This is a genomic window from Streptomyces sp. NPDC051940 (assembly GCF_040680895.1).
Taxonomy (GTDB): domain Bacteria; phylum Actinomycetota; class Actinomycetes; order Streptomycetales; family Streptomycetaceae; genus Streptomyces.
On sequence record NZ_JBFAXR010000104.1, the window covers coordinates 18,954 to 31,564 of the forward strand.

6 protein-coding genes are annotated in these 12,611 nt (G+C 73.3%); 4 read left to right on the top strand and 2 right to left on the bottom strand.

Annotated features, from left to right (window positions below; translation table 11 throughout):
- Window positions 1–42 precede the first annotated feature (42 nt).
- Both AB0M28_RS30420 and AB0M28_RS30425 read left to right on the top strand, forming a co-directional pair.
- On the top strand, window positions 43–471 hold the full coding sequence (locus tag AB0M28_RS30420) for a hypothetical protein (protein WP_365412110.1): 429 nt from the start codon (window positions 43–45) through the stop codon (window positions 469–471).
- 19 nt (window positions 472–490) lie between these two features.
- Window positions 491–1,492 (top strand): cation diffusion facilitator family transporter, encoded by a 1,002-nt coding sequence (locus tag AB0M28_RS30425; protein WP_365412113.1) that lies wholly within the window; start codon window positions 491–493, stop codon window positions 1,490–1,492.
- Between the two features lie 59 nt (window positions 1,493–1,551).
- On the opposite strand, the gene AB0M28_RS30430 is transcribed toward AB0M28_RS30425, so the two are convergent.
- Complete coding sequence (locus tag AB0M28_RS30430; RefSeq protein WP_365412116.1) at window positions 1,552–5,793, bottom strand: S8 family serine peptidase; 4,242 nt, start codon at window positions 5,791–5,793, stop codon at window positions 1,552–1,554.
- Between the two features lie 20 nt (window positions 5,794–5,813).
- Window positions 5,814–9,527 (bottom strand): S8 family serine peptidase, encoded by a 3,714-nt coding sequence (locus AB0M28_RS30435; protein WP_365412119.1) that lies wholly within the window; start codon window positions 9,525–9,527, stop codon window positions 5,814–5,816.
- A gap of 196 nt (window positions 9,528–9,723) precedes the next feature.
- Between AB0M28_RS30435 and AB0M28_RS30440 the strand changes: the two genes are divergently transcribed.
- On the top strand, window positions 9,724–10,764 hold the full coding sequence (locus tag AB0M28_RS30440) for an NAD(P)-dependent alcohol dehydrogenase (RefSeq protein WP_365412122.1): 1,041 nt from the start codon (window positions 9,724–9,726) through the stop codon (window positions 10,762–10,764).
- A 103-nt stretch (window positions 10,765–10,867) separates the two neighbouring features.
- The gene (locus AB0M28_RS30445; protein ID WP_365412125.1) at window positions 10,868–12,553 is read left to right on the top strand and encodes a hypothetical protein; all 1,686 of its coding nucleotides are present in this window, start codon (window positions 10,868–10,870) and stop codon (window positions 12,551–12,553) included.
- Window positions 12,554–12,611: the final 58 nt, after the last annotated feature.

Sequence of the window (12,611 nt, forward strand, 5' to 3'; positions counted from 1 at the left end):
CCGCCGGGTTCACGGCTGTGAGGTTCGAGGAAGGGCTGCCCCATGAAGCGTTCGCTGGCGACCGGAGCCGTCTGCGCGGCCGTGCTGCTCTCCCTGGCGGCGTGCTCCGACGACGACGAGTCCCCCGCGGAGAAGGCCACCAAGGCGGCGGGCGAACTCTGCACGGACCTCACCCAGATGAAGTCCGACGTCGCGGCGCTGGGCGCGCTCGACGCCAAGACGGCCACCAAGGACCAGATCAAGACGGCCACCGACGCCGTCCAGGAGGACTGGGACGACATCAAGGACAACCTCGGCGATCTGGCCTCGGCGAAGAAGGACGCGCTGAGCGACGCCACCGGTGATCTGAAGTCCTCGTACGACGACCTCTCGGGGGACACCACCGGCGAGGAAGCGCGCACCGAACTCCAGCCGCAGATCACCAAGCTGCAGGAGACCGTCGACGCGGCCTCCACCGGCCTGAAGTGCTGACGCCCCGACGGGCGGACGCGTGAGCGACGAAGGGGCCCGGGCGGCGGACACGCCGCCCGGGCCCCTTCGGTCCGGCCCGGCCCCCGCCGACGGCGGCGACAGCGTCTTCACCGTCGTCGTCGCGGCCCTGGCCAACCTCGGCATCGCCGTCGCCAAGGCCGTCGCCGGGGTGATCAGCGGCTCGAGCGCGATGATGTCGGAGGCCGCCCACTCGGTGGCCGACACGGTCACCGAGCTGATGCTGCTGACCGCGCTGAAGCGCGCCGACCTGCCGGCGGACGAGCGGCACCCGATCGGTTACGGGGCCGAGCGCTACATCTGGGCGATGCTCGCCGCCGTCGCCACCTTCGTCGGCGGCGCGGTGTTCGCCGTCTACGACGGTGTGCACACCCTCAGCCAGGGCGAGGACCTCGGGGATCCGACGGTCTCGTACGTCGTGCTGGCCGTCTCCTTCGTCCTGGAGAGCATCTCGCTGCGCACCGGGCTGAAGCAGCTGCGCGGCGAGGCCGCGCGCAGGGACATCTCCCAGCGACGCCTGCTGCGGACCACCTCCGACACCGCGCTCAAGGCGGTCGTCATGGAGGACGCGGCCGCCCTGACCGGTCTGCTGCTCGCGGCGGGCGGTCTGCTCGCGGGGCAGCTGACCGGCTCGTCGGTGGGGGACGGCATCGCCTCGCTCCTGATCGGTGTGCTGCTGGTGTTCGTGGCGTGGACGCTGGGCCGCAGCAACGCGGACCTGCTGATCGGGCGCGCCCTGCCACCGGAGGTGCGCGCGGCGGTGCGGGACGAACTGCTGGCGGTGCCGGAGGTGGCGGACGTGAAGGATCTGGTGACGATCGTCCAGGGCCCGCGTCAGGTGCTGGTCGCCGCCAGGGTCGACTTCCACGACACCGCCACGGCGGCCGAGGTCGAGTGGGCCTGCGTACGGGCGGAGCGGCGGTTGCGGGCGCGGTGGCCGGCGATCGGCCGGGTGTATCTGGGGCCGGAGCCGGGAGACGGTGCCGTCGAGCCACCGGAGTGACGAAAGGCCGGGCCCGCCCCTCGCCGTAGAGGGGCGGGCCCGGCGTCCGGGTGACGTGATCAGCTCGGGAGCTTCGCCACGACGACCTTCGTGCTGCCCCCGTCCGTCAGGTCCATGGCGTAGAACGCGAACTCGCCACGGTTGTTGACGTCGATGCCCTCCAGGGCGATGTAGTGCTTGCGGTCCACCATGTGGCCCACGTCGTACATCCGGCCCTGCGGGTCCCACACCACGGCCGTCTCGTCGTCCGGCTCCAGCTCGGCGGTGCCGATGACCCAGCCGTCGTTGTTGACGGACAGCGCCTTGGCGTCGAAGCCGAAGTCGGGCAGGCGGGTCATCGTGCCGCCCGGCTTGAGGACGAACGCGTCGTCGCCGCTGGTGCCGACGATCTCACCGGCGTCGTTGACGTCGTGCGCGTAGCTGTCGACCATCCCCGGCAGGGTGCCGAGGTCGGTGACGGTGCCGTCCGTGTCCCACTTCACCGCGCGGCGGGCGCCGCCCTTGCTGGAGTGGCCGACGACGACACCCGCGTCGTTGACGGCGAGCGGCTCGGTGAGGGTCCGGGTGCCGGTGAGGTGCGGCAGCTTGGTGAAGCCGCCGTCCTTGGTCCACCTGAACGCCTCGTTGACCTGGATGGTGCGCCCGGTGGCCGGGTCGGGGACATAGCCGGTGGCGTTGCCGACGACGGTGCCGGAGTCGTTGACCGCGAAGGCCCGGTCGAAGGAGTACGCCTCCCAGGCGGGCAGCGGGAGCACGGTGAGCGTGCCGTCCGCGTCCCACACGCCGCCGCGGGTGCCGCCCGTCAGACCGCCCAGCTGCCCCACCGCATAGGCGGAGTCGTCGCTGGTGCCGATCGCGTAGCCGCTGGTGCCGCCGCCGTTGTCGAGCTGGGTGACCCCGCTCTGCGCGGTCCAGGTGATCGGCCGGGTACGGCTCTCGACCTGCTTGGACCCGACGATGCGGCCGTTGTCGTCCAGACCGAAGACGGTGGCCGGACCGAAGTCCGCCGTGACCTCGGCCTGCGGCTGGGTGACCTTGCCGATCAGCACGTCGGCGCTGCCGAGGACGGTGTCCTGCTCGTCGGCCAGGGAGAAGCGGCCCACCAGGAACTTCCCGGCCGGCGGCATCGTCGAGGCCGTCATCCGGCCGCGCACGGACACCGACGCACCGGCGGCCAGCGAGACCGGCTCGGTGTCGTCGACCGTGACCGAGCCGAGCGACCGGGAGAACATCGTGTCCTGGACGGTGAAGGACGTGCTGCCCGACGGGACGCTCGTCCCGGCGATGTACAGCAGGTAGTAGCCGGGGGCCGGGTCGTCGATCTCGATGGTCTCGTTCGCACCGCCGTTGGTGGACGTGGCGACCACCGTGCCGGACTGGTGGATGAGGTACAGGTCCAGGTCGGCGGCCGGGTCGGAGGCGTCGCCCATGGCGACCTCGAACCGGGTGGCGTCCCGCGGCACGGTGATCTGCTTGCCGGTCAGCTGCTGGTCGCCGACCGTCGGCCGGGCGTACGACAGCGCGCCCAGCCCGCCGCCGACCGCGTGCGCCTTCGCCGGGGCGAGGGTGTTGGTGGCGGTGAAGGTCCGCTCCACGGGGGTGTGCAGCGCGGCCTCGTCGACCACCGAGGCCGGCGGGTCGAGCTTGGTGCCCTGCACGGTGGCGGTCAGCTGGAACGGGTTGTCGAGCAGCGGCGAGGTGCGCCGGCTCTCCACCTCGAACTCCCAGACGCCGGCCATCGGGTGCTTGTACACCCGCTCGGCCGGGTCGCAGTCCTCCGCGTCGGAGTAGTTGGCGTAGCAGCGGCTGACGGCGGTGTCGTCGGCCGGCATGCCCTGCGGGTCGATCGCCAGCACCCGGGTCTGGCTGCCCTCGGCGAGCCCGGAGAGGTTCACCTTGACGGCCGCCGCGCCCTCGGGGACGGCGACGAACAGGGACTGGGTGCGGTTGCGGACGGACTCGCCGCTCATGGTGGCGTTGTACGCGGGCGCCTGCGGGTTCGCCGCGGCGACCACGGTGACCAGCACCATCTTGTCGGTACCGGGCGTCGCCGGGTCGTCGATCCGCAGCACCGCGGAGTGCGCGCCGGTGGTCTTGGCCTGGGCGCGGACGGTGACGGTGGCGCCGGGCTTCAGCGTGACGGAGGACGGCACGCTGAAGGTGCCGTCGTTGCCGGTCCAGGACAGCTCGGCGGTGGTGGAGCCGCCGGCGGTGCGGGCGACCTCGATGTCGTACGACCTGGCCTTGCCGACGACCTGGCCGCCCTCGTCGGGAGCGCAGCGGTTGTAGACACCCTCGCCGGACTTCGGCGTGGCCAGCATGCCGTCGAGCACGGCGCAGACCGGGGCCTTCACGTCGTACGACGTGGGCTTCGGGGACTTGGCGAGGACCTTGTACGCCGCCGGCACCGAGATCAGGCCGGCGCCCTGCGCATAGGCGGGCTCCTCGTCGAGGAACTTCGCCGACGAGGTCAGCGCCGTGCGCAGCGCGGCCGGGGTGGTGTCCGTGCCGGCGGCGCTCAGCAGCAGCGCGGCGGCGCCCGCGGCCTGCGGGGAGGACATCGAGGTGCCGTTGAACATGCCGTAGCCGGGCGGCAGCTGGTAGCCGGCCGCGGGGACGGGCGAGCCGGGCAGCCAGGTGGGTATTGAGGAGACGGCGGCGCCGGGCGCGACCAGCGTCGGCTTCATCCCGCCGTCCTCACGCGGACCGCGCGCCGAGAACGGGAACAGGGCCTGCGGGGCGTTGACCTTGGAGCCGTAGTTCGCCCACCAGGTGTCGTCGCTGACCGAGGCGCCGACGGAGACCACCTGGCCGGCGACCGACGGGTCGCCGACGGTGTTCATGCCGGGGCCGTCGTTGCCGGCGGAGACGATGATCTGCACGCCGTACTCGTCGATGAGCCGGTTGTAGAGCACCGAGCGGACGTTGTTGCCGTCGTTCAGCGCGGGGAGCCCGCCGACGGACATGTTGACCACGTCGGCGCCCTGGTTGACGACGACGTCGATCATGCCCTCGGCGAGGGCGTAGGAGGTGCAGCCCTCGCGGAACATGCAGACCCGCTCGGAGATGACCTGGGCGCCGGGCGCGGCGCCGTCCATCTGGCCGCCGAACAGCCCGTTGGCGGCGATGATGCCCGCCACGTGGGTGCCGTGGGCGCCGGAGACGATGCCGAGGCTGACGAAGTCGGCCGTCTTGCCGACGCTGGTCCCGCCGCGCGGCGACAGGTCGACGTCGTCTCGGTGCTCGACCGTGAACGGCATCGACTCGGCGATCGCGGTGTCCGGGTCGTCCGTGCCGAAGTGCGCGACCTGGCCGCCCTCGGCGTACGGCTTGACGGTCTCGCCGTCCTCGAAGGTCCGGTCGAGGTCGGTGTCGACCCAGACGGTGTGGTCGGACTCGCGGTACAGCACGCCGAAGGTGTCGGTGTAGTCGCCGTCGCGGTTGACGTCACCGCCCAGCTCGCCGCCGTAGGTGGAGCTCTCCTTGAAGGTCTGGAACTCGAAGGAGCCCTCGGGAGCGGTCCACTTGACGCCGCCGTTGCTGAACGACGGCCCGGCGACCTTGTTCTTCATCTCCAGCCACGTCGGGTCGGCGTCCAGGAGCGGGTCGGTGGCCGTCACCCAGGCGGCGACCTTCGGCGCGCCCGTGGTGGTCTTCGCCAGCGCCGGGTGGCCGAGGTCCACACCGGTGTCGAGGATGCCGACCTTGACGCCGCGGCCGTCCCACTCGGGGTGCTCGGCGACGAAGTCGACGGCGCCCGTCTCGGCGGTCGGCATGTACGCGTTGGCGGCCGGGGTGTCCTTGCCTGGCGCGGCGGCCGTGCCGGTGGCGGCGGCCTTCGCGTCGGCGGCGGTCACCGGCGAGGGGTCGGGCAGCTTCACCGTCTCGTCGAGGTCGAGGGCGGTGACGCTGTCGAGCGCCGCCAGCCCCTCGACCTTGTCCGTCGGCACGGTCGCGCGCACGTAGCCGAGGCGGTCGTTCACCTTGCCGGGGTGCACGCCGAGCTTCGCGAGCGCGGCGCGCAGCGGGCCGGTGCTGCCCTTGTCGGTGGCGAGGAGGACGGTGACCGTCTTCTCCTTCTCGCTGTGCGCCTTCTGCAGCAGGTCGCGGTCGTGCGAGCCGAGCTTGTCGGCCTTGGCGTTCTTCGGCACGTCGGCCTTGCGCGCGCCGAGGGGCTTCGGGATGTCGGTCGCCTGCGCCTGTGCGGGCAGGGCGGACAGGCTCAGCAGGGAACCGGTCAGCCCCGCCGTGAGGACGGCGGCGGCGAAGCGCTGCCGTCTGCGGGCATGGTGATGTTGCATGATCTCTTTCCTTGTTGCGGTTACTTCAGGCCGAAGGCCCGGATGACGTCCTGCTTGGTCCACAGCCCGTTCGGGCCCTGCGCCGAGGCGCGCAGCGACACGAAGCCGCCCGGGGTCCGCGGGGTGGTGAGGGTTGCCGTCCAGCGGCCGTCGGCGAGCTGGGTGAGCGTCACCGGCTGCCAGGTGGCGCCGTCGTCGTAACTGACCTGCAGGGCCGCCGAGGTGGCGGCCAGGCCGTTCGGGTGGCTGCCGGAGCCGAGGCCCAGCTCCACCCGGCCGGCCGGGACCCTGCCGTCGAGGTCGGTGTCGACGTCGTAGGTGAGGTTCAGCAGGTCGATCTCGCTCTGGTACGTCTCGCCGGCCGCCGGGTACTTGGAGCGGAAGCCGAACTCGGTGTGCGTGCGCACGGAGTTGGCGTACAGGGCCGGGTCGCGGGTGGCGTCCACGACGAAGCGGTACGGCAGCTCCTCCGGCCTGAGGGCGTTGAAGAGGCCGCCGGCCTGGTCGGACACCTGCCTCAGCAGGGTGTCGCCCTGGTAGAGCGCCGAGGTGACGGAGCCCCCGTACGCTCCCCCCGAACTGGCGGTGTGGCCCTCGCCGGAGCCCGACCAGAGCGGGAAGTTCCACTGGATGCTGTTGGACCTGCCGCGCTTGGGCAGCCAGTAGCCGGAGCCCAGCCGCGGGGCCTGCACCAGCTTGAACCAGTCCTGGGTGCAGGTCTGGCCCGCCTGGTAGGTGCGCAGGGGGCCGCGCTCCTGGAGCAGCATGTCCTGCGTGTCGGTGGTGAGCACGCTGTGGTCCTCGTACCAGGCGCCGCTGCCCGCGGGCGCCGGCGTGACGTAGTCGGTGCTGGTGCCGGGGAACCGCTCGTACTCGTCCAGGCCCGGCGCGAACCCGCCGGTCGGGACGAAGTAGCGGTTTCCGATGTCCAGGGCGTCCTGCAGGCCGGGACGGTGGAACCGGTTGGTGACCCGCGCCAGTTCCTCGTGCGTCGGCGCATAGCGCAGCGATCGGTCGGGGATGGACCCGTCGAACGTCTGCAGCAGGTCGTAGCGGTAGTCCGGGATGGACTTCTCCAGGACGTTGAGCGTGCCCTCGCCCGACTTCGCCTCACGGACCAGCTGTTCGCCCGCGAGCCGCTTGACGCTGGCGACGCGCAGGCCCCCGGCCGCGGAGAAGTCCTCGTACAGCGGGCCCACGCCGTCGTTGACGTTGACCAGCATCGCGGCGCCCGCCGCGGTGGCGGCCCGCGCGCGCTGCGCGGGGCTCACGCCGGCGCTGCGGTCGACGAGCACGGCCTTGCCCCTGGCGTCGATCCCGGCGTAGTCGGCCTCGGTGCCCCGGCCGGCGTAGACGGTCTTCAGCAGGCTCCGGCCGTCCTGCTGGGCGCTGCCCCGCTGGGCGGAGAGCTCGACGCCGGTGCCGGTGCCGGTCTCGGCGTCCAGCCACTTCTCGCGCAGCCGCCAGTGCAGCGACGCCCGCAGGGTGCCGCCCTGGACCTGCGCGACGGGGGAGACGTACACGTCCTCGTACTTGGCGGGCAGCACCTCCGCGTCGTAGATGCCGCCGCGGCCCTGCGCGTAGGTGGTGCGGAGCTGGACGACGGTCTGGGTGGTCTCGGCCTCCCGCTGCGGGACGGCGTACGCGCGGTTCGCCGTGGAGGCGTCCAGCACGACCGTCGCCGGGCCGCCCGCGAGCACGGTCTCGGGCGCCGTCAGCATGGCCATCCCCTGGGAGTCGGCCGACTCGCCGGGGACGTCCAGCCAGTCCCACACGGAGTACGTGGCCGGCGGCAGCCGCAGCGTCCGCTCCCCGCCGACGTTGACCAGCACCGGGTTGGGGTTGCCCGGGTAGGTGAGGGCGACGGTGCCGGCGGCGGGCCTGCCGTCGCGGCCCCTCAGCTTGATCGTGAAGTCGTAGAGCTCCTGCTCCTTGTGCAGGGCGAAGCCGGTGTGCGCGACGACCGCGCCGGTGGCGGCGTCGGTGGCGGTGACCTGCCCGGAGAAGGAGGTGCCCGGTGCCTTGCCGGCCGGGTCCAGGGTCAGCCTCACCTGGGCGGTGCCGCCCGCGGGGACCGTGACGGTGTTCGCCGAGAGGGTGTACGCCGCGTCCTGGGTGTCCTTCGCCAGGTTGAGGGTGACGTCCGCGGCCCCCGTGTTGCGGTAGGTGATCGTGCGCTCGACGGGCGTCTGGTCGGCGTACGGCCACGTCCAGACGGCGGCGGGGACGGAGCCGGTGGCCTCGACGGTGGTGGTCACGGCGTTGGCGACGTCGACGCGGCCGGTGCCCATCGAGTACGGCCGGTAGGCGTCCAGCTTCCTGGAGCTGGACATCAGCGCGTCCTTGATGCGCTGCCCGTCCCAGTCGGGGTGCGCCTGCTTCACGATCGCCGCGGCGCCCGCCACGTGCGGGGTGGCCATCGACGTGCCGCTCATCGTGCGGTACATGCCGCCCGTCCAGCCCGGGACGGCCTGCGAGGCGGCGGCGCTGATGGTGACGCCCGGCGCGGAGATGTCCGGCTTCAGGGCGTAGGAGCCGGTGAGCGGGCCCTGGCTGGAGAACGAGGCGCGCTTGTCGCTCTTGTCGACGGCCGCGACGGTCAGCGCGGAGGCCGCGGCGCCCGGGGCGTCGATGCTGCCCGCGGCGCCGTCGTTGCCGGCGGCGATGACGTACAGCGGGCCGCCGTTCGCGGACAGCGCGTCCACGGCCAGCGACAGCGGGTCCTTGCCGTCGGAGCCGCCGCTGCCGCCCAGGCTCATGGAGACGACGTCGGCGCCCTGCTCCTTCGCCCACTCCATGCCCTCGATGACGCCGGAGTCCGCGCCGGACCCGGAGTTCGCCAGCACCTTGCCGACCAGGAGGCCCACGCCCGGCGCGACACCCTTCTTCGCCCCGCCCGAGGCGGCGCCCGAGCCCGCGATGGTGGAGGCGACGTGCGTGCCGTGGCCGTGCCGGTCGGCGACCTCCTCGCCGGGCACGAAGCTCTTCGTGCCGACGATCCGGCCCTGGACGTCCGGGTGCGTCGCGTCGATGCCGGTGTCCAGGACGGCGACCTTGACACCGGAGCCGTCGTAGCCCTTGGCCCACGCCTGCGGGGCGCCGACCTGCGGCACCGACTCGCTCAGCGCGCCCCGGACGCGGCCGTCCAGCCACAGCTTGCCGATGCCGTTGTCCAGGGCCTTGGGGGCGGTGCCGGGCGCGATGTCCTTCCAGAACGCGCGGGCGTCGTCGGCCTTCATGGCGCGGGCCTTGATGCTGCGCAGCTCGCGCGCCTTGACCGCGCCCTTCGGGGTCGCGGGCGACTTGCCCGTACGGGCGTCGGAGGCGGTGGCGATGACCGGGATGCCGCCGGAGCGGGCGTCGTCGTAGCCCATCTCGACCAGGCCGGTCACGTCGAACAGCCGCTCGTCCAGCCTGTCGGCGGCGAGCAGGGACGTCGCGGCCTGCGGGATGACGTACGTGTCGTCGCCGTAGCGCTGGATGTGGACGGCGCCGGTGCCGGGGGCGGGCTCGACGGTCACGACGTCGTTCGCGCCCGGGAGGTCCCGGTAGTGCACCACGTCGCCGGTGACGAGCGTGATGTCGTACGACGGCCCCTCGGGTTCACCCACGGAGGGCACCGCCTCGGCGGCACCCGCCTGAGCCGAAGCAGGGAGGAGGACCAGCCCGCCGCTGATCGCGAGCGCGGTGGCGGTCGCGGCCAGCACGGACCGGCGTCTGGGTATCGAGTGCATGGACAGGGTCTACGGCACCCGCCCCCGCGCGCGACACCGTCTTCGGGTGGCGGCTGTTCGCCACGTCGTGATTACGACAGGCGCCGGCGAAACCGGCCCGGGTCGCGGCGGGGGCGGTACGGGGTGATCCTGGACCGAGGCGCGCCCCTCGGATACGGCTGTCCGCGTCCGGCGCCCGGCCCGAAAGGAGGGCGCCATGAAGGCGCTGCAGTACCGCACGATCGGCTCCGCCCCGGAGCTCGTGACCCTCCCCGATCCCGAACCGGGCCCCGGCCAGGTCCTGCTCAAGGTCACGGCCGCCGGTGCCTGCCACTCCGACATCGCCGTGATGACCTGGCCGGCGGAGGCGCTCCCGTTCCCGCTGCCCGTCGTCCTCGGCCACGAGGGCGTCGGCACCGTGGCGGCCCTCGGCGACGGTGTGACCGGTGTGTCCGAGGGCGAGTCGGTGGCGGTGTACGGGCCGTGGGGCTGCGGTACGTGCATCAAGTGCGCGGAGGGCAAGGAGAACTACTGCCTGCGTGCGGCGGAGGACCACATCTACCCGCCCGGACTCGGCGCACCCGGCGCCATGGCCGAGTACCTGCTCGTCGACGACGCACGCCATCTGGTGCCGCTCGACGGACTCGACCCGGTCGCCGCCGTCCCGCTGACGGACGCGGGCCTCACTCCGTACCACGCGATCAAGCACGCCCTGCCCAAGCTGGTGCCGGGCTCGACCGCCGTCGTCATCGGCGCGGGCGGGCTGGGCCACCTCGCGATCCAGCTCCTGCGCGCCCTGTCCCCGGCGCGGGTGGTCGCGCTGGACACGAGCGAGGAGAAGCTGGAGCTGGCGCGCAAGGTCGGCGCGCACGAGACGCTCGTGTCCGGTCCGGACGCGGCGCGGCAGATCCGTGACCTCACCAACGGCGTCGGCGCGCAGGCCGTGTTCGACTTCGTCGGCATCGACGCCACGGCCGCCACCGCGGCGCAGGCGGCGGCCATCGAGGGCGAGATCTCACTCGTCGGCATCGGCGGCGGGGCGCTCCCCGTCGGCTTCGGGCGCACGGCCTACGAGGTGACGGTCACGGCGCCGTACTGGGGCTCGCGCAGCGAGCTGATCGAAGTGCTGGACCTGGCGCGGTCGGGCGTGCTGTCCGTGCACACGGAGCAGTTCCCCCTGGACGAGGCCCCGTTGGCGTACGAGCGGCTGCACGCCGGGCAGATCAACGGCCGGGCGGTGGTCGTCCCCGGGGCGTGATGCTCCCGGGGGCGCGCCCGCTTCCGGAGAAGTTCAGACCGAGTTCACCCCGCCGCAAATACGACCGGCGGCCGACGGCCGACGCCGCTGTTAGCGTCCGCGCGTGAACGACTCGGCGCTCCTCACCGCGGAACCGGCCACCGCCCCAGGCCGTTCCGTACGCCCGTACCGCTGGGCGGTCCTGCTCGCGGCGGCCGTGCTGCTCGGGTACTCCGTCGCGACGGCGCGGCTGCACGGCGACATCCGGTACGTGCTGGCCTGCCTGCGCACGGGCGAGGCCACGCCGTCGGAGACCTTCACCCATCGCCCGTACTTCTACCGGTGGTTCCTCTGGGCGCTCGACCAGCTCACCTTCGGGCCCGTCGCGGTCCGGGAGGCGCTGCTGCGGCTGGCCGGCGTGGGACTGTGCCTGGCCGCCGGGCTCCTGCTGCGCTCGGCGCTGCTGCGCCGGATGCCCGCGCGCGAGGCCACGCTCACGGCCGCGATGGCGGCCCTCGCCCTGGCCTTCGCCCCGCGTACGGACTTCCTGCAGCCGGAGTGGACGGCGGTCGTGTTCTCGGTGGCGGCGGTCGCGGCGGTCCTCGCCGTGGAGCGGCCGGTGCCGGCGGCGGCCCTGGGGGCGCTGCCGCTCGGGCTGGCCGTGATGATGAAGTACTCCACGCTCGCCACCGCCGTGATCGCGCTGCTGGTGGTCTTCGCCGCCGACCGGGTGCGGGCGCTGCTGCTGGCCGTCGCCGGTGCCGCCGCGAGCGCGCTGCTCCTCGGCGCGAGCCTCGTGTCGGGATCCCGGGAGTGGCAGTGGGTGCGGGACATGCCGAAGATCAACCAGGGCGCCCTGAGCCGGCAGGGGCTGCGGCCCGGCGCGCTGTTCGACCACTCGGTGGACTTCCTCGCGGACCGGGCCGTCCTCAGCCCGGTCGTGGTCCTGCTGCCCGCCGCGCTGCTGCTGCTCCTCGCCGGGCAGCCGGACCGGCGCCGCCGCGCCGAGTGGGCCGTCGTCGCCCTCGCCTGCGGTGTGGTCTGCCTGGGCGCGGTGGTGGTGCAGGGCAACTGGTTCGCGTACCACGCCGCCGCGCTGCCCGTCGGGGCGGCCGCGGTGTGGGGGCTGGCGGTCGGACGGTGGTACGGATCGGCGGGCCGGCTGCCGGTGGGGCTGGTCGGCGTGACGGTCGCCCTCGCGGTCCTCGGGCCGCTGTACGGCTCGGCGCCGCCGGGGGTGCAGCGGTCGGCCGTGGTGTGGGGGGCGGCGCTGGCGGCCGTCGCGGCGACGGTGGTGGATCTGCGTGCCGCCCGGACCTCGGGCCCGGCGTCGCGCCTGCCGGCGTTCGCCGTACTGGCCGGCGTCCTGTGCCTCGCGGTGACCGTGTGGCCCGGCTCCCCGCATCTGATGGCGCGCGGCAAGGTGCAGTCCACGAACGCCGCGTACCTGCGGGACAGCGACGCCAAACAGGCGCGCGCCGACCGGATCCGCGACCGGCTGCCGGCGGGGGCGCCCGTGCAGTACCTGGTCTTCGGCGACGACGCGTACTTCATCGGCCACCCGACGCCGTGCCGCTACCCCGTCCCCACCTTCCTGCAGCGCACCCGGTATCTGCCGGACGTCGCCGGGCTGGACTCGTACGCCGAGAACGCCCGCTGCCTGGACGCGGATCCGCCGCGGTACGCGGTGCTGCAGCGGGCCTGGTTCCCGCTGGACCGGATCGACCAGGGGCTGGCGCGGCGGATCGAGGAGGTTTACGACTGCCCGCAGGCCGGGCCTAAGGACCTGGTGGTGTGCCGCCTCCGCTGAGGACCGAACTCCCGACGGACGGCTGCTGTTCGTCTTCGGCGACACCTTCGAGCAGGCC

Excerpts from the sequence above, each read along its gene's own strand:
- AB0M28_RS30420 (WP_365412110.1), top strand. The coding sequence starts at position 43 with ATGAAGCGTTCGCTGGCGACCGGAGCCGTCTGCGCGGCCGTGCTGCTC.
- AB0M28_RS30430 (WP_365412116.1), bottom strand. The coding sequence starts at position 5,793 with ATGCAACATCACCATGCCCGCAGACGGCAGCGCTTCGCCGCCGCCGTC.
- AB0M28_RS30435 (WP_365412119.1), bottom strand. The coding sequence starts at position 9,527 with ATGCACTCGATACCCAGACGCCGGTCCGTGCTGGCCGCGACCGCCACC.
- AB0M28_RS30440 (WP_365412122.1), top strand. The coding sequence starts at position 9,724 with ATGAAGGCGCTGCAGTACCGCACGATCGGCTCCGCCCCGGAGCTCGTG.